The following is a 23,127-nucleotide window of genomic DNA, read 5'->3' as shown; positions in this document are numbered from 1 at the left end:
CGGGGTCACCTCAAGCGGTCTGCGCCTCATCCGGCGACAGCTGCCCATTGGCCAGCGCTTGCAGGATCGAAGCACTCTGCTCGGTCAGCGGGCGCGAGGCATCCAGCGCGAACTGCACGCGCTCGCCGCGCGGCTTGACGATGGGGCTAATGCGCTGCAGAACGATGTTCGCGGCCTGCATGTCTCCATCGCGGGCACGCGCCACAACGACGCCGGCAGTTTCCTCGCCAACGCCCTCAAACGCCTTGTGCACCTTGCTCCGCCGGTCGACGATCCCCCTGGGTCGACCAGCGGGGTTCCCGCTCTGGCCATGCGCCCATTGCGTCGTAACGCCTGAACCGTCCACTCTGTTCTGCACAGCGCGGCTAGCCAATGGTGCCAGTGACCTGACGAGTCGCTTGTTGCTGGCCCGTCAAGTGCTGGACCATTCTGTGCCGCGCTACCAAAGCGTCTTCACGCGGGGCTACAAGGGCGTTGTCCGCGCGTTCCAGCGTGTCGTGGCCCGCGTCCCACAGGCACGGGGGCATGGCGGCAGGGCGCTTGAGGCCACGGCGCAGGCTGGCGTCGAGCGGACCCTTTGGTCGTTGGTTCAAGTCCAACACGGCCTACCAGCGGGTTGCCAAGAGGGCGCCTGCACCGCCTCAGCCGTGCAGCCGTGAGCTCCGCGGCACGCTGGCCAGCAGGAACTCCATCTGGTCGACCACGATGCGCCGGCCGCGCAGGATCATGTCCTCGTGCAGGCTGGGCACGTAGGGCAGGTACAGCAGCGTCATGCGGGCTTCTTCGGGCAGGCGGTTGCCCTTGTGGCCGTTGCAGGTGCGGCAGGCGGTGATGCAGTTCATCCAGGTGTCTTCGCCACCGCGCGACACCGGCACGATGTGCTCGCGCGTGAGTTCGTCGACGTGGAAACGCCCGCCGCAATAGGCGCAGACCTGGCGGTCGCGTGCAAAGAGCTTGGGGTTGGTGATCGCCGGTGTGGTGCGCCAGGCCCGGCTGGGCACGGCGCCGCGCACGGCCACGATCGGGTGCAACTCGATGCGGCTTTGCAGCCCGGTGCTGCGCTGCGTGCCGCCGCGCAGCACCTGGAAGGTGTCGCCCAGCGTCCAGGCGACGGCGTTGCTGGCGTACAGCACCGCAGCCTCGCGGGCGCTGATCCACGCCTGGGGCCGGCCCGAAACGTCCAGCTGCAGCACTTCCATGCATCAAGGGTACATGAACGGCGATGACGCCTTCAAGCCACGCCAGATCAGGCCCCGATACACGGGTAAACACCCGGTTGCTGGTCGCTCGGCAGGCCGCGGGACCGGCCCGTTAGGGAGCGGACCCCAAAAAAGTCGCTGCTGCGCGTGCCCGAGGGCCAACACCCGGCGTCAGAATAGAACGGTCGTTCGATTTTCAGGCCGCGCCGTGACGCCCATCGAGTTCCGCACCGCCGACACCGCCGCCGAAGGCATCACCGACGCGGGCCGCGGCACGCCGCGCGCCACGGCCCGTGCGATGCACAAGGGCCAGCAGACGCGCGCCGCCATTCTCGAGGCCGCCCTGGGCCTGGCCTCGCACATGGGGCTGGAGGGCCTGTCCATCGGCGCACTGGCCGAGGTCACGCAGATGAGCAAGAGCGGTGTCTTCGCACACTTCGGCTCGCGCGAGGAGCTGCAGATCAGCGTCATACGCGAGTACCACCACCGCTTCGAGGAAGAGGTCTTTTTCCCAGCCATCCAGCAGCCGCGCGGCTTACCGCGTCTATCGGCCATGTTCGAGAACTGGGTCAAGCGCGTCAGCGTCGAAATCGACTCCGGCTGCATCTACATCAGCGGCGCCGTGGAGTTCGACGACCGCCCGGGCCCCGTGCGCGACGCGCTGGCCGGCATGGTGCGTGCATGGCACAAGGCGATGGAGAAGGCCATCCGCCTGGCCGTGAGCGAAGGTCACCTGCATCCCGACACCGACGTGGAACAGATGTTGTTCGAGCTGCACGGCCTGATCCTCGTGCTGCACCACGACGCCCGCTTCCTGCGCCGTCCCGGCGCGCTGGACCGCGCGCGCCGCGGCTTCGAGCGCACCTTGCTGAACTACGCGGTGCGCGCTGCCGATACCAACCCGGCCGCCCTCGCGCGCCGCGCCCACGGCTGACGCGCCCCGGCAGCCGAGTCCCCAGTTCCTATCCGTCCCCAGGAGTCACACCATGCCCCAGTACACCCCGCCGCTGCGCGACCTGCAGTTCGTGCTGCACGAACTGCTCAAGGTGACCGAGGAACTCAAGGCCTACCCGGCGCACGCCGAGATTGACCCCGACACCATCAACGCCGTGTTGAAGGAGGGCGGCAGGTTCTGCGCCGAGGTGCTGGCGCCGCTCAACCTGAAGGGCGACCAGGAAGGCTGCACGCTTGACCGCACGACACACGCGGTGAGCACGCCCAAGGGCTTCAAGGAGGCCTACGCCAGGTACGTGGAGGGCGGCTGGCCCGCCTTGTCTTCCGACCCCGCCTTCGGCGGCCAGGGCCTGCCGCACGTGGTGAACCAGAGTTTCTATGAGATGGCCAACAGCGCCAACCAGGCCTGGACCATGTACCCCGGCCTGGCGCGGGGTGCCTACGAGTGCCTGCACGCGCACGGCTCGCCCGAGCAGAAGCAGCTCTACCTGCCCAAGCTGGTGAGCGGCGAGTGGATCGGCACCATGTGCCTGACCGAGCCGCACTGCGGCACCGACCTCGGCCTGCTTCGCAGCAAGGCCGAACCGCAGGCCGACGGCAGCTACCGAATCAGCGGCAGCAAGATCTTCATCAGCGGCGGCGAAAACGACTTCGCCGCCAACATCGTGCACCTGGTGCTGGCCCGCCTGCCCGACGCGCCGGCCGGCAGCAAGGGCATCAGCCTGTTCGTGGTGCCCAAGGTCCTGCCCACGGCCGACGGCGGCGTGGGTGCGCGCAACGGCATCTTCTGCACGGGCCTTGAACACAAGATGGGCATCAACGGCAGCGCCACCTGCCAGATCACGATGGAAGGCGCGCAGGGCTGGCTGGTGGGCGAGCCCAACAAGGGCCTGGCGGCCATGTTCGTGATGATGAACGTGGCCCGCATCGGCGTGGGCACGCAGGGCCTGGGCCTCACCGAGGTGGCCTACCAGAACGCCGTGGTTTATGCGAAAGAGCGTCAGCAGATGCGCAGCCTGTCGGGCACCAAGGCCGCCGACAAGCCGGCCGATCCCATCATCGTGCACCCCGACGTGCGCAAGATGCTGCTCACCGCCCGCGCCTACGCCGAGGGCGGCCGTGCGCTGGCGATGTGGACGACGCTGATGGTCGACAAGTCGCTCGTCACCGACGACGAGGACGAGAAGCGCGACTGCGAGGACCTCGTGGCGTTGATGACCCCCATCGTCAAGGCCTTCCTCACCGACAACGCCTGGATCGCCACCTCGCACTGCATGCAGGTGTTTGGTGGTCACGGCTACGTCAAGGAATGGGGCATGGAGCAGTTCGTGCGCGACTCGCGCATCAACATGATCTACGAGGGCACCAACACCATCCAGAGCCTCGATCTGCTGGGCCGCAAGGTGCTGGCCGACAATGGCAGGAAGCTGAAGAAGTTCGGCGCATTGGTGCAGGCCTTCGTCGAGGAGGAAGGCGTGCGCGAGGACCTGCAGGAATTCGTGAACCCGCTGGCCGACCTGGGCGACAAGCTCACCAAGCTCACCACCGAGCTCGGCATGAAGGCCTTCGGCAATGCCGACGAGGTGGGCGGCGCGGCGGTGGACTACCTGCGCGTGTGTGGTCATCTGGTTTTTGCATACTTCTTCGCGCGCATGGCGAAGATTGCGCTCGACAAGAAGAAGGAACTGGGCGAGTCGTGCGACCCGTTCTACGCCGCGAAGCTGCACACCGCGCGCTTCTACTTCGCCAAGCTGTTGCCCGAGACCGCCGGCCTCATCCGCAGCGCCCGCACCGGCGTGGCGCCGCTGCTGGCCATGGACGAGGCGCTGTTCTGAGTTCCCTTCCCACTCCCCCCAGCACCCCATACGGAGACCAGCCATGAAGACCTTTGTTGCCGCCGCCGCCCTGACGCTGTTTGCCGGTGCCGTCCTGGCCCAGGCCACGACCGTGGGCACCCCGGTCGGCGTCTGGAAGACCATCGACGACAAGACCAAGACCGAACGCGCGCAGATCCGCATCACCGAGTCGGGCGGCGTGCTCAGCGGCCGCATCGAGAAGCTGCTGGCACCCGACGCCAAGCCCGATGCCGTCTGCGACAAGTGCAGCGACGACCGCAAGGGCAAGCCCATCGTCGGCATGGAGATCCTGCGCGGTGTGCGCAAGACCGACGGCCACGAGCACTGGGACGGCGGCACCATCCTCGACGCCGCCGAGGGCAAGGTCTACAAGGTGCGCATGACGCCCGCCGACGGCGGCAAGAAGCTCGACGTGCGCGGCTACGTCGGCATGCCCATGCTCGGCCGCACGCAGACCTGGATCCGCATCGAGTAAGGAAGGCCACAGATGAACCGATTCCCCGTGCGCAAGGTGGCCGTTCTCGGCGCTGGCGTGATGGGCGCGCAGATCGCCGCCCACCTCGTGAACTGCCGCGTGCCGGTGGTGCTGTTCGACCTGCCCGCGAAAGACCAGGACGGGGCAGGGTCCCCGCCTTCCAAGCTCTCGAAGAGCGGCATCGCGCAGAAGGCCATCGAGAACCTCAAGAAGATCAAGCCGGCCCCGCTGGGCGTGGCCGACGAGGCCGCGCTGATCGAGCCCGCCAACTACGAGGAGCACCTGGCGCTGCTCGCCGACTGCGACCTCGTCATCGAGGCCATCGCCGAGCGCATGGACTGGAAGCTCGATCTCTACACGAAGATCGCGCCCTTCGTGGCCCCGCACGCGCTGCTGGCCAGCAACACCTCGGGCCTGAGCATCACCAAGCTGAGCGCCGTGCTGCCCGAGTCCATCCGCCCGCGTTTCTGCGGCATCCACTTCTTCAACCCGCCGCGCTACATGGCGCTGGTGGAGCTGATCGACACGCCGGCCACCGAGCCCGCGGTGCTGGACCAGCTCGAGGCCTTCGCGACGACGACGCTGGGCAAGAGCGTGGTGCGCGCCAAGGACAGCCCCAACTTCATCGCCAACCGCGTGGGCATCGCCGGCATGCTGGCCACGATGAAGGAGGCCGAGACCTACGGCCTGGGCTACGACGTCGTCGACGACCTCACCGGCAAGAAGCTGGGCCGCGCCTCGAGCGGCACCTTCCGCACGGCCGATGTCGTGGGCCTGGACACCATGGCGCACGTCATCAAGACGCTGCAGGACAACCTGCAGGACGACCCGTTCTACCCGAGCTTCGCCACGCCGGCGGTGCTCAAGGGCCTGATCGAGAAGGGTGCGCTGGGCCAGAAGGCCGGTGCGGGCTTCTACAAAAAGGTGGGCAAGGACATCCGGCGCCTGGATCCCGCCACCGGCGACTACGTCGCCGCGGGCGGCAAGGCCGATCCGCTGGTGGACCGCATCCTCAAGAAGCCGCCCGCCGAGCGCCTGACGCTGCTGCGCGAGAGCAGCAACCCGCAGGCGAAGTTCCTCTGGGCCATCCTCCGCGACGCTTTCCATTACGCCGCCGTGCACCTGGAGAGCATCGCCGAGACGGCGCGTGATGTCGACTTCGCCATGCGCTGGGGCTTCGGCAGCAAGCAGGGCCCTTTCGAGCTGTGGCAGGCCGCCGGCTGGAAGCAGGTGGCCGAGTGGGTGCAGGCCGACATCGATGCCGGCAAGGCGCTGTCGAGCGCGCCGCTGCCCGCCTGGGTGTTCGACGGCCCGGTGGCCGAGAAGGGTGTGCACACGCCCGCGGGCTCGTGGAGCCCGGCCGCCAAGGCCTACGTGCCGCAGCCTGAGCTGCCCGTCTACGCGCGCCAGCACTTCCGCGAGAACGTGCTGGGCTCGGGCGCCGTGGAGCCGCTGAAGGCCGGTACCGAGGTCTGGAAGAACGACGACGTGCGCCTATGGACGCTGGACGGTGAAGTCCTCATCGCCAGCATCACCTGCAAGCTGCACCTCATCAGCCCGGCGGTTGTCGAGGGCCTGCTCAAGGCCGTCGAGCTGGCCGAGCAGTCGTACACGGGTGTCGTGATCTGGTCGCCGGACGACGTGTTCTCGGCGGGGGCCAACCTCGAGGCCCTGATGCCGGTGTTCATGAAGCACGGCAGCAAGGGCATCAAGCCCGAGGTGAAGAAGCTGCAGGATGCGCTGCTGCGCCTGCGCTATGCCCACGTGCCGGTGGTGGCCGCCCTGCGCGGCATCGCCTTGGGCGGTGGCAACGAGGTCGCCATCCACTGCGCCCGGCGCGTGGCCGCGATGGAGAGCTACATGGGCTTCGTCGAGGTCGGCGTGGGCCTCGTGCCGGCGGGTGGCGGCCTGGCCTACGTGGCACGCCGCGCCGCCGAGATGGCGGCGGCGGGCAATGCCAATGCCGACATCCAGAAGTTCCTGATCGACGGCTTCACCAGCGCCGCCATGGCCAAGGTGGGCACGAGCGCACTCGAGAACCGCAAGCTCGGCTACCTGATCGACGGCGACATCGTCGTGCCGCACAAGGACGAGCTGCTGTTCGTGGCCGCGGCGCAGGTCAGGGCGATGGCCGCCAGCGGGTACCGCCCGCCGGTGCGCGCGCCCTTCCCGGTGGCCGGCCGCAACGCCATCGCCACGATCAAGGGCCAGTTGGCGAACATGCGCGACGGCGGATTCGTGAGCGCGCACGATTTCCACCTCGCGACGCTGATCGCCGAAGTGGTGTGTGGCGGCGACGTCGACGGCGGCAGCCTCGTCACCGAGGAGTACCTGCACACGCTGGAGCGCGACCGCTTCTGCGCGCTGCTGGACCACCCCAAGACGCAAGAGCGGATCATGGGCATGCTGCAGACTGGCAAGCCCGTCAGGAACTGAGCGTCGAGGACGACACCAACATGAGCAAGCAGATCCAGGACGCCTACATCGTCGCCGCCAGCCGCACGCCCATCGGCAAGGCGCCTCGCGGCGTGTTCCGCACCATGCGGCCCGACGACCTGCTGGTCGCGGCCGTGAAGAGCGCGCTGGCCCAGGTGCCCTCGCTGGACCCCAAGGCGATTGAAGACGCCATCATCGGCTGCAGCTTCCCCGAGGGCGAGCAGGGCATGAACATGGCCCGCGTGGCCATGGTGCTGGCCGGGCTGCCGCACAGCGTGGGCGGCGTCACCGTCAACCGCTTCTGCGCCAGCGGCCTGACGGCGCTGCAGATGGCGGCTGACCGCATCCGCGTCGGCGAGGCCGAGGTGATGATCGCCGGCGGTGCCGAGAGCATGAGCATGGTGCCCATGGGCGGCAACAAGCCCAGCTTCAACCCCGAGGTGTTTGCCAAGGACGAGAACGTCGGCATCGCCTACGGCATGGGCCTCACGGCCGAGAAGGTGGCGGCGCAGTGGCAGGTGAGCCGCGAAGACCAGGACGCCTTCGCGCTGGCCTCGCACCAGAAGGCGCTGGCGGCCCAGGCCGCGGGCGAATTTGCGGGCGAGACCGCGCCGATTGACGTGATCTCGCGCCTGCCCAACCTGGCCACCGGCGAGGTAAGCGTGAGCACGCGCACGGTGAAGCTCGACGAAGGCGCCCGCCCCGACACCAGCCTCGAAGGGCTGGGCAGGCTCAAGCCCGTCTTCGCCGCCAAGGGCAGCGTGACGGCCGGCAACAGCAGCCAGACCAGCGACGGCGCCGGCGCGCTGATCCTGGCCAGCGAGCGCGCCTGCATGCAGTTCGACCTCAAGCCGCTGGCGCGCTTCGTCAGTTTCGCGGCGCGCGGCGTGGCGCCCGAGATCATGGGCATCGGCCCGATCGAGGCCATCCCGGCCGCGCTCAAGGCCGGCGGCATCAGCCAGGCCGATCTCGACTGGATCGAACTCAACGAGGCCTTCGCCGCGCAGGCCCTGGCCGTCATCCGCACCTGCGGGCTCGACCCGGCCAAGGTCAACCCCATGGGTGGCGCCATTGCTTTGGGCCATCCGCTGGGCGCCACGGGCGCCATCCGCGCCGCCACGGTGGTGCATGCGCTGCAGCGCCGCCAGCTGAGGTACGGCATGGTGACCATGTGCGTGGGCATGGGCCAGGGCGCGGCCGGCATCCTGGAACGTGTCTAGGCGCTCGGCCAAAACCAAGGAGACGCCATGAGCATCAAAACCGCCACCATCAACGGCGTGGCCACCATCGAGATCGCGCGCCCCGAGAAGAAGAACGCGCTCACCGTGGCCATGTACCAGGCCATGGCCGAGGCGCTGAACGCGGCGCGCGAGGACGGGGCCGTGCGCGCGGTGCTCATCACCGGCCAGCCCGGCATCTTCACCAGCGGCAACGACGTCGAGGACTTCCTCACCCGCCCGCCGGGCCAGGGCAGCGATTCGATGGACTCGCCGGTGTTCCGCTTCATGCGCGCGCTGCTCGACTGCGACAAGCCCGTGGTGGCGGCGGTCACCGGCGCGGCCATCGGCATCGGCACGACGATGCTGCTGCACTGCGACTTCGTCTATGTCTCCGACGAGGCCCGCCTGGCGATGCCCTTCGTGGCCCTCGGCCTGGTGCCCGAGTACGCCAGCAGCCTGGTGGTGCCACAGCTGATGGGCCACCGCCGGGCGGCCGAGAAGCTGCTGCTGGGCGACCCCTTCACGCCCGAGCAGGCGGTGGACTGCGGCATTGCCAGCGCCGTGCTGCCGGCCGCCGAGGTGGTGGCGCATGCCCGCCGCGTGGCCGAGCGCTTCAACGCGCTGCCGCCGGGCGCCGTGCGCGAGGCCAAGCAGCTGATGCGCGCGCCCGAGCGCGAACGTCTCCTGCAGACCATCCGCACCGAAGGCGAGATCTTCGGCCGCCGCCTGCGCAGCCCCGAGGCGATGGAGGCCTTCCAGGCCTTCCTGCAAAAGCGCAAACCCGACTTCAGCCGGTTCTGAGGGCCTGCCCGTGTCGCTGACGGCCAAGCTGGTGCTGTCGCCGCTGCTGGTGGCGCAGGCCCTGCGCACACGTGCCAAGCTGCCGGTGCTGCCCGAGGCCGCGGGTGAGCGCCAAGGCGAGGTCGGTGACGGCCAGCCCCTGCGACTGCTCATCCTGGGCGACTCGTCTGCCGCTGGCGTGGGGGTGGTCCACCAGCGCGATGCGCTGGCCGGGCAGCTCGTGAATGCGCTGGCCAGGCGCACGCGGCGCCACGTGCAATGGCGGCTGCTGGCGCGCTCGGGTCTGAACACCGAGCAGCTGCTCGCGCTGCTTTTGCGCGAGCAGCGGACCCTGGCGCATCACCCCTTCGATTTGGCGGTGGTCGTCACCGGGGTCAACGACGTCGTCGACCAAGTGCCCTCGCACCGCGCCGTGGCACTGCGCGAAGCGCTGGCCAACACGCTGCGCAACGCCCTGGGCGTGGCCCATGTGGTGTTCGCCCCCTTGCCGCCGTTGCACCTGATCCCAGGGCTGCCGCAGCCGCTGCGCTGGGTGGCCGGCCGCGACGCGCGCCGCCACGACCGTGCCCTCGCGCAGTGGGCAGCTACGCGCGCCGACGTCTCCCACCTCGACGTCGAGTTGCCGCTCAATGCGGGCGTCATGGCCGACGACGGCTTCCACCCCGGAGCCCCCGTATACCGGCTTTGCGGCCACGCCATGGCCGAGCACATCGCCCTTGCAGTGTGGCCGGGCTTGTCGGCGGGCCCACGCTCCTAGGAGCGTGGGCCCACTTCGACGCCTTGGCACGTCGCGCTGCGCAGCCCAGGTACACCCACAAGGTGCCTGGCGCGGCTGCCACAATGTTTGCGAGGCTTCCTACTTTGCCCGATGCTGCTTCTGCCCTCTTCACGTCTTCTGCCCTGGCGCCCTCTGTGATCCGACGCCACACGATCACCGACGCCGACAACCGCCGCCTCGCCGAGGCCTGCGGCCCGTTGGACGAACACCTGCGGCGCATCGAAGCGGCGCTCGGCCTGAGCCTGCAGCGTCGCGGCGCCAGCTTCCGTGCCCAGGGCCCGGGTGCGGCCGTGGACCGCGCGGTGGCCTTGATCGACAGCCTGTACGCGCGCGCATGCGGCTCCCACGTGCCCGTGGGTGCCGAGGAGCTGGAGCTGCTGCTGGTCGGCACCGGCGCCGGCCTGGTGGACCCGGCGCAGCACAAGGCCGTGGCCGCGGAAGGCCCTGTACAGGCCGAGCCCGGCCCGGTGCTGCACACCCGCCACACCGAGCTGCGTGGCCGCACGCCCAACCAGGTGCGCTACCTGCAGCAGATGTTGGCACACGACATCACCTTCGGCATCGGCCCGGCCGGCACGGGCAAAACCTTCCTGGCCGTGGCCTGCGCGGTCGACGCGCTGGAGCGCCAGGGCGTGCAGCGCATCGTGCTCACGCGGCCCGCCGTGGAGGCCGGCGAGCGCCTGGGCTTCCTGCCCGGTGACCTGGCCCAGAAAGTCGACCCCTACCTGCGCCCGCTGTACGACGCGCTGTACGACCTGATGGGTTTCGACCGCACGACCAAGGCCTTCGAGAAAGGCCAGATCGAGATCGCGCCGCTGGCCTTCATGCGCGGGCGCACGCTCAACCACGCCTTCGTCATCCTCGACGAGGCGCAGAACACCACGCGCGAGCAGATGAAGATGTTCCTCACCCGCATCGGCTTCGGCAGCCGGTGTGTGGTCACGGGTGACACCAGCCAGGTGGACCTGGCCAAAGGCGTCGACAGCGGCCTGGTGGACGCGAAGCGGGTGCTGGCCGGCGTGCCGGGCATCGCGTTCACGCAGTTCACGGCCGTCGACGTGGTGCGCCACCCGCTGGTGGCGCGCATCGTCGACGCCTACGAACGCCAGGCCGGAGCGCCGCGGTGATGCCGGTGCTGTCGCTGTCGCTGCAGTTTGCCGACGCGCGGCACAAGGCCCTGCTGCCGCGCCACAAGGTGGCGCGCTGGGTGCGAGCGGCGCTGCTCAACCCGGGCGAGATCACCGTGCGCATCGTCGGTGCCGACGAGGGCCGCGAGCTCAACCGAGAGTACCGGCAGAAGGACCACGCGACCAACGTGCTGACCTTCGACTACCAGCACGCGCCGGTGGTGATGGCCGACCTCATCCTGTGCGCGCCCGTGATCGAGGCCGAGGCGCGCCAGCAGGGACTTGAGCTCGAGGCGCACTACGCCCATCTGCTGGTGCACGGCACCTTGCACGCGCAGGGTTACGACCACGAAACGGCCCAGCAGGCGCGCGAGATGGAGCCGCGGGAGACTGCACTGATGCGGAGCTTGGGATTCGCCGATCCGTATGCGCGCGGGTGAGCGGCCGGGAGTGACGCCGCGGCGCTGCCGCGCTTCGAGCGCGGCTTACCTGGTGCCGTAGATCCGATCCCCCGCGTCCCCCAGCCCCGGCACGATGTAGCCGTGTTCGTTGAGCGCGCGGTCGATGGCCGCCGTGAAGATGGGCACGTCGGGGTGGTGCTGCTGCATCTGCGCGAGGCCCTCGGGCGCGGCCACCAGGCTCACGAAGCGGATCGAGCGTGGCTTGGTCTGCTTGAGCCGGTCGACCGCGGCCACGGCGCTGTTGCCGGTGGCCAGCATGGGGTCGAGCACGATGGCGTCGCGCTCGTGCATCTCGCCGGGCATCTTGAAGTAGTACTCCACGGCCGCCAGCGTCTTGGGGTCGCGGTACAGGCCCACGTGGCCCACACGGGCGCCGGGCACCACCTCGAGCATGCCGTCGAGGAAGCCCGCGCCGGCGCGCATGACGACCACGAACACCGTCTTGCGGCCCTCGATCACCGGCGAGCGCATGCGCTCCAGCGGCGTCTCGATGTCGATCATCGTCATCGGCATCTCGCGCAGCACCTCGTAGGCCATCAGCATGCTGATCTCGTGCAGCAGGCGGCGGAAGCTGCTGGTGGAGAGATCCTTCTGGCGCATCAGCGTGAGCTTGTGCTGCACCAGCGGGTGGCTGACGACGGTGACGGCGGCGGGCGGGCTCATCGACGGCGGGACCTCGGGGCGGAGGGATGACCTGGCAGGTCATCGACAGCGGGGCGGGGGTTCACGAGCATCGTGCCACATCGATCAAAGAAGCAAAGGACACCCGCCATGAACGGCATCGACCTCCTCCCGCTGGCCGTGGGCCACATGATCGGCCTCGGCGCCGTCGGTTCCTGCCTGGGCGTGGGCCTGCTGGCCAGCCGCTACGTCGAGGCCAGCGCGCGCCAGCCCGAGCTGATGGAGCCGCTGCAGGGCAAGGTGTTCCTGCTCGTGGGCGTGCTCGACGGCGCGTTCATCATCGCCACCGGCATCGGGCTGTGGTTCGCCACGGCGAATCCCTTCAAGAACTGAGCGCCCCGCGCAGCGCGGCGGCCGTGGCCTCGTCGGCCGGCAGCAGTGTCTCGATGGCCAGCTCCGACAGCGTCAGGTCGTGCGGGGCGCCGAACACCGTGATGGTGGTGAGGAAGCTCAGGCGGCCCCAGGGTGTGTGCAGCACCAGCGGCACGGCCAACGCGTCGTCGGCCCCTGGTGCGGCGGGGCTGGCCAGGGTGCTTGCGGGCGGTGGCAGCGCCGCCAGCTCGGCGTGCAGTGCGTGCAAGCTGGGGTCGCCGCTGGCCATGGCCTGGCGCGCCAGGCGTGTGAGCACGTGCTCGCGCCAGGCCGCGCTGTGCTCGATCATCGGTGCCAGCCCCAGCGGGTGCAGCGACAGTCGCAGCACGTTGACGGGCGGCTCCCGCAGCAGCGGCGCCACGGCACCCAGCAGCAGCGCCACCGGGCGGTTGTGGGCGACGAGGTTCCAGTGCCGGTCCACCGCCAGCGCCGGCCAGGGCTCGTGTGCCGCCAGCAGCCGCTCGAGCGCGGCGCGTGCCGGGGCCAGCGCCGGGTCGGCCAGCGGGCGTTCGGCGTACAGCGGCGCGTACCCGGCGGCCTGCAGCCAGGCGTTGCGCTCGCGCAGCGGCACGGCCAGCCGCTCGGCCAGGCGCAGCACCATCGCGCGGCTGGGCTGGGCGCGGCCCGTCTCCAGCCAGCTCAGGTGGCGCGTGGACACGGCTGCCTCCAGCGCCAGCGTCAGTTGCGACAGCCCGGCCCGCTGCCGGCCCAAGCGCAGCAGGCGGCCGAAAGGGGCGCGGGCGCTGTCCACGCTCCTAGAACACCGTGCCGTCGCTTTCGACCTGCAGCGGCGGCCCGCCCGCCGGCCGCCGCTCGGCAGCGAGGGCGCGGCCCGCCGCCCAGGTGCCGCCCTCCAGCACGCCTCCCAGCGGCAGGGTCTGCGCATCGCGCCCCAGGCGCTGACGCACCAGCACCGCCAGCTCGTCGAGCAGGCACACGGTGAGCGCGCGCCACTCGACGATCGTCTCGTCTTCGGGCTGGTGGCGGCGCTCGAGCACCGATGGCGAACGCGGCACGATCACGCCGCCGTCGATGAACAGGCCGCCGTTGCGGTACTCCGGCAATCCCGTCAGCCCATGCTCACCGTCCAGTCCGGTGACTTCGACGCCAGCCCATTGCAGCGGCTCCACCAGCGAGTAGGCCAGCCATTGGCTGAGCTTGTGGAAGGGCACCCAGCCTCCCGTCGTGGCATCACGGCCACCGCCCGGCACGGCGTCGCCAGCCCAACGGTGCGGCCCCACGTCGCCGGCCAGCACGCCGCGGATGTGGCGGCTGCGCGGCCAGATTGGCCCCAGCGTGCGCAGCAGCTCGGCCAGCAGCTCGCGCGCGGCCACCTGCGTGCGCCGGCCGCCGTCGGTGAGACGGTCGAAGAGCAGCGCCGGCCGGGCCTCGGTGGGGCGGCCCTGGGCGGCGTCGCGGCCCGCCTCTTCGGCCAGCACGCCACCCAGCCGGGCGAGCAGCGCGGCGCGGCCTTCGAGGCCGACCATCGGGTTGTTCGGGCCGCTCTGGAACACCGCGCGCAGGGCCGCCGCGTCGATGTGCCGCAGCGCGCCGGCATCGGACCGCAGCGGATCGCCCCCGCGCGACGAGAAGGCCCCGGCCATGAAGGCGCGGAAACTCGCCACAGCCAGGCCCTCGCTGCGGGTGTAGGTCTGGCCCTGGCCCGGCACGGGCGCCGAGACGGGAGAAGGGGCAGGGGCCGGGGCGGCCGGGGCCGCCGCCTGGTCGAGCATCGCGAACAGCTCGTCGGCGCCGGCCCGCGGCTGGGCAGCGGCGCCCAGGGCCTGGCCCTCGGTGTAGTGCCACTTCGCCCCGGCACCGGCGTCCAGCAGCACGCTCACCACCGCCAGATCGAAGCGCGCCCGCGCCACCGCCAGCCGGTCCTGGCCGGCCAGTGCCGCGTCCATCCCGGCCTTGCGGTCCACGCCCCCGGCTTCGAAGTGCCGCCAGCGGCTGTGCAAGGGGATGTCCAGCGTCGGGAAGCGGGCCTGTGTGAGCGCGGCCACGCGGTCGGCCAGCGCCGGCAGCGCCTGGCGGTCGATGCGGAAGCTCGGGCTCAGGTCGGCTTCCACGGCGCGCAGCACGCTGGCGCATCGCAGGCGGATGGTGGCTGGGTCGTGCAGCGCTACCAGCAGATGGGCCTGTGCGGTCGGCGCGGCGCCCGGGGTGTCAGACGGGGCCACGGCAGGCCCCCTGCTGCGCGGGGGATCTTGATCCGCCCCTCCACGGCGGTGCCGCTGCCCGTGAGGGTGTCGTGGAGCTCGGTCGGTTGGGGCGCGGAGGCAGGTTCATGCGGCGGAAGATACGCCAGATGCAGCGTCCCGGCGCGGCCCGGGGCTCGACCACGGTCTGCGCGGCTTGAGGCTGGGGCGTCACTGGTCACACAAAGCCGCGCACCGGCAGCGCGGCGCTGCGCTGCAGCCAGTTGCGGGGCGAGTAGCGCGCCGTGCCGCAGGTGGCGTGCAGCGTGTAGGCCATGCGCGAGCGCGGGCTGCGGTTGGGGGCGCTGCAGTGCGGCAGCAGGCCGTGGAAGACGATCAGCGTGCCGGCCTCCACCGGCAGCGCCACCGCGGTGTCGGTGCCGGGCCAGGGCAGGGTGGAGAGCTTCTCCATGCGCAGGCTGCCGGCTTGGTGCACGTAGCGCTCGCGCAGCGTGCCGCGCTCGCCGCGGTGGCCGCCGGGCTCGGCCCAGAGGCAGCCGTTGTCCAGCGTGGCGTCTTCGATCGCGAACCAGAAGGTCGTGACCGTGATCGGCTCGGTCTCGAAGAAGCTGGCGTCCTGGTGCCAGCCGACCTCGCCGCCGATCGCCGGCTGCTTGAAGATGACCATGCTCTGCCAGACCTGCGGCTGCACCAGGCCCAGCTCGGCGGCCAGCGCAGCCAGCGCGGGGCCCTTGCTGTAGGCGGAGAACACCGGGTCGAGGTCATGCATCGCATGGCCGATCTTGTTGATGCTGCGGGCCTTGGGCACGACGAGGCGGCCGTCGGCGTCGAGCGCCTCTTCCTCAAAGAAACAGTCCATGGCCTCGGCGCTGGCCAGCAGCCGCTCGTCGGCCACGAGGCCGCGGTTGCGCGTGGAAAAGCGGCTGGCCCCGGCGGCCGGGTCGAAGGCCTCGACCAGCTCGTGCGCGCGCCGCGCCAGCGCAGCCGTCTCATCCGCACGCTTGAAGCCGGGCAGCACGAGGAAGCCCTGCTCGGCGTAGGCAGCGCCTTGGGTGGGGGTCAGCATGGGACGGTGTTGCGCGGCGGCATCAGCGCGGCCGGGTGCGGGCGGCGATTCATCGGCGACGGCGGGGTTGGGGCGGCATCATCCATGCTACTTCGGCCCCGAGCGCCCCGAGCGCCCCGTTTGCTCGAAGCCCCTGCCCGAACCCATCGCCCACCGGAGCCCCGCGATGCCCCAAAAGAATGCCGCCCTGCACCCGATCGCCGCCGCCGTCGCGTTGGCCTTGATCCATGTTGGTGCGTCTGCCCAGACGCCGGCCCAGACGCCGGCCCCGGCCACCGGCGAGCTGACCGTCGTCACCGTGACCGCCGAGCGCCGCCTGGAGAACATCCGCGACGTGCCCAGTGCCGTCAGCTCGCTGCAGGGCGAGACGCTGGAGGTGCTCAACTCCGGCGGCCAGGACATCCGCCAGCTCGCCGGCCGCGTGCCCAGCCTGAACATCGAAAGCTCCTTCGGCCGCGCCTTCCCGCGCTTTTACATCCGCGGCATCGGCAACACCGACTTCGACCTGAACGCCAGCCAGCCCGTGAGCCTGGTGTTCGACGACGTCGTGCAGGAGAACCCCATCCTGAAGGGTTTCCCGCTCTTCGACCTGGCCAGCATCGAGGTGCTCAACGGCCCGCGCGGCACGCTGTTCGGCCGCAACTCGCCGGCCGGCGTGGTGCGCTTCGAGTCGGCCAAGCCGGTGCGCAGCTTTGAGGCCTACGCGCTGACGACCGTGGGCAGCGACCGCATGTTCAACGTGGAAGGTGTGGTCAACACGCCGCTCGGAGAGGCCGCCGCACTGCGCGTGAGCCTGCAGAGCCAGAACCGCGACGACTGGGTGCGCAACACGCGCGGCGCGCCCACCGCCGAGATGGAGGGTTACAACGACAACGCCGCCCGCGTGCAGCTGCTGGTGACGCCGGGCAAGGACCTCAGCGTGCTGTTCAATGTGCACGCGCGCGACCTGAAGGGCTCGGCGCGGGTGTTCCGCGCCAACATCATCAAGCCCGGCACCAACGATCTGGTCGACGGCTTCGACCCGAAGAAGGTGAGCCACGACGGCATCAACAGCCAGGACGTGAAGACGATGGGCGGCAGCGTGCGCGTGCGCTGGGAGCTCGGCGGCATGGCCTTGAGCTCCATCACCGGCTACGAGAGCGTGGAGTCGTTCTCGCGCGGCGACATCGATGGCGGCTTCGGCGCCGTGTTCCTGGGCGCGGGCAACTTCGGCCCCGGCTTGATTCCCTTCGACGCCGAGAGCGGCGACGGCCTGCCCAAGCACAGCCAGTTCACCCAGGAGTTCCGCCTCGAGAGCACGACCAAGGGCGCGCTGCAGTGGATCGCGGGCCTGTACTACTTCGATGAATCGCTCAACATCGACAGCTTCAACTACAGCAGCCTGGGCGGCAACACGCGCAACGGCTTTGCCACGCAGCAGCAGGACAACAAGGCCTACGCCATCTACGGCACCGTCAACCTCGACGTCAGCGACGCCATCAAGCTGCGCGGCGGCCTGCGCTACACCAAGGACGAAAAGGACTTCGTCGCCGACCGCATCCAGGCGCCGCCCTTCAGCCCCACCTTCATCGGCCGCCGCACCGCCAACACCAGCGCCACCAACACCAGCGCCGACTTCTCCGCCAGCTACGCGCTGAACAAGACGTCCAACGTGTATGCGCGCGTGGCCACGGGCTTCCGTGCGCCGGCCATCCAGGGCCGGCTGCTCTTCGGCGACACGCTGTCGGTGGCCAAGAGCGAAACCGTCACCAGCTACGAAGCCGGCTACAAGGCCGACCTGATGAACCGCCGCGCCCGCGTGGCCTTCAACGTGTTCAGCTACGAGATCAAGGACCAGCAGCTCACCGCGGTGGGCGGCGCAGCCAACTTCAACCAGCTCGTCAACGCCGCCAAGACCACCGGCAACGGCGCCGAGTTCGATGTGAAGCTGCTGCCCACCGACAACCTGCTGCTCACGCTGAGCGGCAGCCTGAACAAGACCAAGATCAAGGACCCGAACCTGCGTGTCGACGCCTGCGGCAGTGGCTGCACGGTGCTCGATCCGATCACCGCGCCGGTCAACCCGGCCATCGGCAAGTTCGCGCCCACGGTCTCGATCAACGGCAACTCGCTGCCGCAGGCGCCGGAAACCACGCTCAGCTTCACCGCCCGCTACAGCATGCCGCTGGCCGGCGGCGAGATGTTCGTGCTGACCGACTGGACGTACCGCAGCGAGATCAACTTCTTCCTGTACGACAGCGTCGAATTCAAGGGCAAGCCGCTCACCGAAGGCGGCCTGCGTGTCGGCTACAGCTTCGGCAAGGGCAAGTACGAAGCCGCCGCCTTCGTGCGCAACCTGACCAACCAGATCCGCGTGGTGGGTGGCATCGACTTCAACAACCTCACGGGCTTCATCAACGAGCCGCGCACCATCGGCGCGTCGTTCAAGGCCAGCTTCTGATGAAGGCACGGCAGCTTGCCGCTGCCGCCGCGCTGGCCCTGGCGGCCGGCGCGGCGCTGGCCCAGCCGGCCATCATCTTCGAGCTCGGCGGCAAGAACGACAAGAGCTTCGGCGAGGCCGCCTGGCGCGGCGCCGAGGCCTGGAAGAAGGAAACCGGCCGGCCCTATCTTGAGTTCGAGATCGCCAACGCCGCGCAGCGCGAGCAGGCGGCGCGGCGCTTTGCCGAGCGTGGGGCCAACCCCATCGTCGGCGTCGGCTTTCCGCAGGCCAGCGCCATCGACAAGGTGGCGCGCGACTTCCCGCAGCTGCGCTTTGCCATCATCGACATGGTGGTGGACCTGCCCAACGTGCAGAGCTTCGTCTACCGCGAACACGAGGGCGCCTTCCTCGTGGGCATGCTCGCGGCGATGGCCAGCAAGACCGGCACCGTGGGCTTCGTGGGCGGGCAGGACATCCCGCTCGTGCGCAAGGTGCTGTGTGGCTACGAGCAGGGCGCGCGCTTTGCCCGCCCGGGCGTGAAACTCACCTCGGCCATGACCGGCACCACCAACGCCGCCTGGACCGACCCCGCCCGTGGCGCCGAACTCGCCAAGACGCAGATCGCGCAGGGCGCCGACGTGCTGTTCGCCGCCGCCGGCACCACCGGCCTGGGCGTGCTGCAGGCGGCCAAGGACGGCGGCATCTACGGCATCGGCGTGGACGTGAACCAGAACCACCTGCACCCCGGCACCATGCTCACCAGCATGCTCAAGCGCGTGGATCTGGCGGTGCTGCAGGCGTTTCGCGGCGTGCAGCCGGGCGTCACGGTGCTGGGGCTGAAGGAAGGCGCGCTCGACTACGCGCTAGACGAGTACAACGCGAAGCTCATCACGCCGGCCATGCGGCAGCGCACCGATGCTGCCAAGGCCGACATCGTGGCCGGGCGGCTGAAAGTGATCGACTCCAGCGTGACCGGGCGCTGCCAGTAGCGGGACGGGCTGACCGCGCCACCGGGTGGCGGCCCAGGCGACATCAGGGTCCACCCGGATCTCTGTTTTTCCGATAGCTTGGCGCCTTTGGATTGAATTTCACGACGCCTACACCACCCGCCTATCGTCGGCGCTCTGCTGCGACATCGCGGCAGATCCCATACTGACAGGAGGCCTCATGACGGTTCGTATGTTTGCCCTGGCGGCGTTGGCTGCGGCGGCGCTGGTGTCCCATGGTGTGGTGTCTGCCCAGAAGGGTGCGCTGCAGAAGGTCGGCAAGGGCGAGGGCCGTGTCGACATCGTCGCCTGGGCCGGCTATATCGAACGCGGTGCGACCAGCAAGGACTTCGACTGGGTGACGGACTTCGAGAAGAAGACCGGCTGCAAGGTCAACGTCAAGACCGCCGGCACGTCCGATGAGATGGTGGCGCTGATGAACGAAGGCGGCTTCGACCTCGTCACCGCCAGCGGTGATGCGAGCACGCGTCTGATCCGCGGCAAGAAGGTGCAGCCGATCAACGTCAATCTGATCCCGAGCTACAAGAACGTCGACCCGCGGCTGCAGAAGGCGCCCTGGCACTTCGAAGCCAACACGCACTACGGCGTGCCCTACCAGTGGGGCTGGAACGTGCTCATGTACAACACCAAGGTCTTCGGCAGCACGCCGCCCAACAGCTGGAAGGTGGTGTTCGAGGAGATGAATCTGCCCGACGGCAAGAGCAACAAAGGCCGCGTGCAGGCTTTCGATGGGCCGATCCACATCGCCGATGCCGCGCAGTACCTCAAGTACCACAAGAAGGAACTCGGCATCACCGACCCCTACGAGCTGAACGAGGCCCAGTACAAGGCCGCACTCGATCTGCTGCGCGCGCAACGCAAGATCGTGGGCAAGTACTGGCACGACGCCTTCGTGCAGATCGACGACTTCACCAACGAAGGCGTGGTGGCAAGCGGCTCGTGGCAGTTCCAGGCCAACATCCTGAAGAGCAAGAAGGTGCCAATCGCCACCGTGGTGCCGGTGGAAGGCGCCACCGGCTGGGCCGACACGACGATGATGCATGCCGAAGCCAAGAACCCGAACTGCGCCTACATGTGGCTCGAACACTCGCTGAACCCCAAGCTCCAAGGCGACCTGTCGGCCTGGTTCGGCTCGGTGCCCAGCGTCCCGGCGGCCTGCAAGGGCAACAAGCTGCTCACCGACGAAGGCTGCGCGCGCCAGGGCTACAACGACTTCGACAAGATCAGCTTCTGGCGAACGCCCGTGAGCGCCTGCAAGAGCCAGAGCGCCGGTTGCGTGCCCTACCACCGCTGGGTCACGGACTACATCGCAGTGCTCGGCGGGCGCTGAAGCCGCGATGACCGCAGCCGTCACGCTCGACGGCGTCGGTTGCACCTTCGGCCACGGCGCGGGCGCGGTCCGCGCCGTGGATGGTGTCGACCTGACGATCGCCGCCGGCGAGTTCTTCACCCTGCTTGGCCCCAGCGGTTCGGGCAAGACGACCGTTCTGCGCATGATCGGCGGCTTCACGCTGCCGACTGCGGGGCATGTGTGGATCGGGGGCCAGGACGTGACCCAGGCGCCCCCGTACGCCCGCGCCGTGAACACGGTGTTCCAGGACTACGCGCTGTTCCCGCACATGAACATCCGCGACAACGTGGCCTACCCGCTGATGGTGCGCAAGGTGGACCGGCCAAGCCGTGAGCGACGGGCCGAGGAACTGCTGGCGCTCGTGCAGCTGCCCGGCGTGGGCGCACGCCGGCCGGCGCAGCTCTCGGGCGGGCAGCGACAGCGCGTGGCCCTTGCACGGGCGCTGATCAGCGAGCCGCAGGTGCTGCTGCTCGACGAGCCACTCGGCGCGCTGGATCTGAAGTTGCGCGAGCAGATGCAGAGCGAGCTGAAGGCGCTGCAGCGGCGCCTGGGCATCACCTTCCTCTTCATCACGCACGACCAGCACGAGGCGCTGTCGATGAGCGACCGCATCGGCATCTTCAATGCAGGCCGTCTCGAACAGCTGGGCACGCCGCGGCAGGTCTACGACACACCGGCGACGCGCTTCGTCGCGCACTTCGTCGGCGCCGCGAACGTGCTCGAAGGCGAGGCGGCACGCAGCCTCACCGGCCACGCGCAGGCGATGCTGCGGCCGGAGCGCATCACCCTCGGCGAAGCCGTCGGCGCGCGCGCCACGGGCCTGGTTTGCGAAGTGCAGTTCTTCGGTGCCTTCACGCGCATCAAGGTCGAGACCGCCGGTGCGCGCGTGCAGGCCGATCTGCCGTTGGCGCCGGGTGCCGTGATGCCTGAGCCAGGCCAGACCGTGCACCTGCACTGGAACGACGGCGCGGTGCATGCCTGGTCGGCGGCGGCTTGAACACCTTGTCGCTGCCACCACCACCGCCGCGGCCAGCCGGCCTGCGCCGCCGCGCGAGCGACCTGCTCTGCACGCGGCGCGGCCTGCTGCTGCTGTTGCTGCTGGCGCCACCGCTGCTGTGGTTTGGCGTCATCTACCTCGGCAGCCTGATTGCGCTGCTGGCCAACGCCTTCTTCCGCCTCGACGACTTCACCGGCCAGGTCGTGCGCGAGATAGGCGTCTCGAACTTCGTCGCGCTCTTCGACCCGGCCAACCTCGATGCGGCCCGCCGCACCATCGTCATGGCCATCGCGGTGACGCTGGCCTGCACGGTGCTGGCCTTCCCGCTGGCCTATGTCATGGCCCGCCATGCCCGCGGCTGGAGCAAGGCGGCGCTGTACATCGCCGTGATGTTGCCGCTGTGGAGCAGCTACCTCGTGCGCCTCTATGCCTGGAAGCTGCTGCTGGCCAAGGAAGGCGCCATCAACTGGGCGGCCGAACGGCTGCATCTGAGCTGGCTGATCGAGGCGCTGCTCGCCACGCCGCTGGTCGGTGGGCCGAGCCTGAGTTTTTCGACGCTCGGCACCTTCATCGTCTTCGTCTACATGTGGCTGCCCTTCATGGTGCTGCCGGTGATGGCCAGCATCGAGCGCATACCGGCCTCCACGCTCGAAGCCAGCGCCGACCTCGGTGCGCCGCCGCTCACGACCTTCCGCCGCGTCGTCCTGCCGCTGTCCCTGCCCGGGGTGGCGGCGGGCTCGATCTTCACCTTCAGCCTCACGCTTGGCGACTACATCATTCCGCAGGTCATCGGCGACAGCACGCTGTACATCGGGCAGGTGGTCTACCGGCAGCAGGGAGTGGCCGGCAACATCCCGTTCGCGGCGGCGTTTTCGCTGGTGCCGATCGTCGTGATCGGCGTGTACCTGTGGCTGGCCAAGCGCAAGGGAGCCTTCGATGCGCTCTGACGGCCGAGGGGCCGTCCGAGGAACCTGGCCCCTGAAGTGGGCGGCAGGGGCCGTCGTGCTGTTCCTGCACGTGCCACTGGCGCTGATCGTGCTGTACGCCTTCAGCAGCGAGGACAAGAGCTACGTCTTCCCGCCACCGGCACTCACCACACAGTGGTTCGGCGTGGCCTGGGAGCGGCCCGACGTGTGGGAGGCCATCCAGCTCAGCTTCGAGGTCGCGCTGTGGAGCACCGCCATCGCGCTCGTGCTCGGCACGCTGGCCGCCGGTGCGCTGGCGCGCGCCAGGTTCTTCGGCCGCGATGCCATCAGCCTGCTGCTGATACTGCCGATCGCGTTGCCCGGCATCATCACCGGCATCGCGCTGCGCTCGGCTTACCACACGATGGAGATCCCGTTCTCCTTCTGGACCATCGTGGTCGGCCACGCCACCTTCTGCGTGGTGGTGGTGTTCAACAACGCGGTGGCGCGGCTGCGGCGGCTGAACCCCAATCTCATCGAGGCCAGCATGGATCTCGGCGCCGATGGCTTCCAGACGCTGCGCTACATCATCCTGCCGCAGCTCGGCAGCGCGCTGCTGGCCGGCGCCTTGCTGGCCTTCGCGCTGAGCTTCGACGAGGTCATCGTCACCACCTTCACCGCCGGCCAGCAGACGACGCTGCCGATCTGGATGCTGCAGGAGCTCATCAGGCCCCGGCAGCGCCCCGTCACCAACGTGGTGGCGGTGGTGATCATCGCGCTGACCTTCATTCCCATCGTGCTGGCCTACTGGTTCACCCGCGCGGATGAACCGGGCCACCGTTGAACGCCCGCACCGCACT

The 23,127-nt window shown here is 69.5% G+C and carries 22 protein-coding genes; 16 read left to right on the top strand and 6 right to left on the bottom strand.

Going from position 1 to position 23,127, the window contains the following annotated elements:
* Positions 1 to 10: 10 nt before the first annotated feature.
* Positions 11 to 181 carry a hypothetical protein gene (locus tag KA711_02435; protein MCM0607842.1) on the bottom strand — a complete coding sequence of 57 codons (171 nt, stop codon included), beginning with the start codon at positions 179 to 181 and terminating at the stop codon, positions 11 to 13.
* 460 nt (positions 182 to 641) lie between these two features.
* Positions 642 to 1,199, bottom strand: a complete 558-nt coding sequence (locus KA711_02430; protein ID MCM0607841.1) for an HNH endonuclease — start codon at positions 1,197 to 1,199, stop codon at positions 642 to 644.
* A 298-nt stretch (positions 1,200 to 1,497) separates the two neighbouring features.
* Here KA711_02430 and KA711_02425 point away from each other — a divergent pair, with 298 nt between their 5' ends.
* From KA711_02425 to ybeY, 9 genes are all read left to right on the top strand, one after another.
* The gene (locus KA711_02425; protein ID MCM0607840.1) at positions 1,498 to 2,133 is read left to right on the top strand and encodes a TetR/AcrR family transcriptional regulator; all 636 of its coding nucleotides are present in this window, start codon (positions 1,498 to 1,500) and stop codon (positions 2,131 to 2,133) included.
* Positions 2,134 to 2,185: 52 nt separating this feature from the next.
* Positions 2,186 to 3,988, top strand: a complete 1,803-nt coding sequence (locus tag KA711_02420) for an acyl-CoA dehydrogenase C-terminal domain-containing protein (protein MCM0607839.1) — start codon at positions 2,186 to 2,188, stop codon at positions 3,986 to 3,988.
* Positions 3,989 to 4,031: 43 nt separating this feature from the next.
* Positions 4,032 to 4,484: a DUF2147 domain-containing protein gene (locus tag KA711_02415; protein ID MCM0607838.1), complete on the top strand. Its 453-nt coding sequence runs from the start codon at positions 4,032 to 4,034 to the stop codon at positions 4,482 to 4,484.
* 12 nt (positions 4,485 to 4,496) lie between these two features.
* A complete protein-coding gene (locus KA711_02410; GenBank protein MCM0607837.1) occupies positions 4,497 to 6,920 on the top strand; it encodes a 3-hydroxyacyl-CoA dehydrogenase/enoyl-CoA hydratase family protein in 2,424 nt (807 codons plus the stop codon).
* A gap of 20 nt (positions 6,921 to 6,940) precedes the next feature.
* Positions 6,941 to 8,140, top strand: coding sequence for an acetyl-CoA C-acyltransferase (locus KA711_02405; protein MCM0607836.1), 1,200 nt, complete (start codon positions 6,941 to 6,943; stop codon positions 8,138 to 8,140).
* Positions 8,141 to 8,167: 27 nt separating this feature from the next.
* The gene (locus tag KA711_02400; GenBank protein ID MCM0607835.1) at positions 8,168 to 8,941 is read left to right on the top strand and encodes an enoyl-CoA hydratase; all 774 of its coding nucleotides are present in this window, start codon (positions 8,168 to 8,170) and stop codon (positions 8,939 to 8,941) included.
* A gap of 10 nt (positions 8,942 to 8,951) precedes the next feature.
* On the top strand, positions 8,952 to 9,698 hold the full coding sequence (locus KA711_02395; protein ID MCM0607834.1) for an SGNH/GDSL hydrolase family protein: 747 nt from the start codon (positions 8,952 to 8,954) through the stop codon (positions 9,696 to 9,698).
* Positions 9,699 to 9,781: 83 nt separating this feature from the next.
* Positions 9,782 to 10,846, top strand: coding sequence for a PhoH family protein (locus KA711_02390; GenBank protein ID MCM0607833.1), 1,065 nt, complete (start codon positions 9,782 to 9,784; stop codon positions 10,844 to 10,846).
* Positions 10,846 to 11,286, top strand: a complete 441-nt coding sequence (ybeY, locus tag KA711_02385) for an rRNA maturation RNase YbeY (GenBank protein ID MCM0607832.1) — start codon at positions 10,846 to 10,848, stop codon at positions 11,284 to 11,286. The genes KA711_02390 and ybeY overlap by 1 nt, the downstream gene beginning before the upstream one ends.
* Before the next feature lie 45 nt (positions 11,287 to 11,331).
* On the opposite strand, the gene upp is transcribed toward ybeY, so the two are convergent.
* Positions 11,332 to 11,970: a uracil phosphoribosyltransferase gene (upp, locus tag KA711_02380; protein MCM0607831.1), complete on the bottom strand. Its 639-nt coding sequence runs from the start codon at positions 11,968 to 11,970 to the stop codon at positions 11,332 to 11,334.
* Between the two features lie 108 nt (positions 11,971 to 12,078).
* Between upp and atpE the strand changes: the two genes are divergently transcribed.
* Complete coding sequence (atpE, locus tag KA711_02375) at positions 12,079 to 12,321, top strand: F0F1 ATP synthase subunit C (GenBank protein ID MCM0607830.1); 243 nt, start codon at positions 12,079 to 12,081, stop codon at positions 12,319 to 12,321.
* Here the strand turns inward: atpE and KA711_02370 are convergent.
* From KA711_02370 to KA711_02360, 3 genes are all read right to left on the bottom strand, one after another.
* Positions 12,311 to 13,111, bottom strand: coding sequence for a helix-turn-helix transcriptional regulator (locus tag KA711_02370; GenBank protein MCM0607829.1), 801 nt, complete (start codon positions 13,109 to 13,111; stop codon positions 12,311 to 12,313). The two genes, atpE and KA711_02370, sit on opposite strands and share 11 nt — an antisense overlap.
* 4 nt (positions 13,112 to 13,115) lie before the next feature.
* The gene (locus tag KA711_02365) at positions 13,116 to 14,543 is read right to left on the bottom strand and encodes a DUF1688 family protein (protein MCM0607828.1); all 1,428 of its coding nucleotides are present in this window, start codon (positions 14,541 to 14,543) and stop codon (positions 13,116 to 13,118) included.
* A 196-nt stretch (positions 14,544 to 14,739) separates the two neighbouring features.
* Complete coding sequence (locus KA711_02360; protein MCM0607827.1) at positions 14,740 to 15,588, bottom strand: phytanoyl-CoA dioxygenase family protein; 849 nt, start codon at positions 15,586 to 15,588, stop codon at positions 14,740 to 14,742.
* Positions 15,589 to 15,754: 166 nt separating this feature from the next.
* Between KA711_02360 and KA711_02355 the strand changes: the two genes are divergently transcribed.
* The 6 genes from KA711_02355 to KA711_02330 all read left to right on the top strand — a co-directional run bounded on the left by KA711_02355 (position 15,755) and on the right by KA711_02330 (position 23,111).
* Positions 15,755 to 18,028: a TonB-dependent receptor gene (locus KA711_02355; GenBank protein MCM0607826.1), complete on the top strand. Its 2,274-nt coding sequence runs from the start codon at positions 15,755 to 15,757 to the stop codon at positions 18,026 to 18,028.
* Positions 18,028 to 18,996, top strand: coding sequence for a BMP family ABC transporter substrate-binding protein (locus KA711_02350; GenBank protein MCM0607825.1), 969 nt, complete (start codon positions 18,028 to 18,030; stop codon positions 18,994 to 18,996). The genes KA711_02355 and KA711_02350 overlap by 1 nt, the downstream gene beginning before the upstream one ends.
* Positions 18,997 to 19,174: 178 nt before the next feature.
* Entirely contained in the window at positions 19,175 to 20,344 is a 1,170-nt protein-coding gene (locus KA711_02345; protein MCM0607824.1) for an ABC transporter substrate-binding protein, read from the top strand.
* 7 nt (positions 20,345 to 20,351) lie between these two features.
* Entirely contained in the window at positions 20,352 to 21,362 is a 1,011-nt protein-coding gene (locus KA711_02340) for an ABC transporter ATP-binding protein (protein MCM0607823.1), read from the top strand.
* Between the two features lie 5 nt (positions 21,363 to 21,367).
* The gene (locus tag KA711_02335) at positions 21,368 to 22,309 is read left to right on the top strand and encodes an ABC transporter permease (protein ID MCM0607822.1); all 942 of its coding nucleotides are present in this window, start codon (positions 21,368 to 21,370) and stop codon (positions 22,307 to 22,309) included.
* On the top strand, positions 22,299 to 23,111 hold the full coding sequence (locus tag KA711_02330) for an ABC transporter permease (GenBank protein MCM0607821.1): 813 nt from the start codon (positions 22,299 to 22,301) through the stop codon (positions 23,109 to 23,111). The genes KA711_02335 and KA711_02330 overlap by 11 nt, the downstream gene beginning before the upstream one ends.
* Positions 23,112 to 23,127 lie beyond the last annotated feature (16 nt).

Origin of the sequence: Ideonella sp. WA131b (genome assembly GCA_023657425.1) — a bacterium.
Taxonomy (GTDB): domain Bacteria; phylum Pseudomonadota; class Gammaproteobacteria; order Burkholderiales; family Burkholderiaceae_C; genus Rubrivivax.
This window is presented reverse-complemented; position numbering and strand designations above follow the sequence as displayed.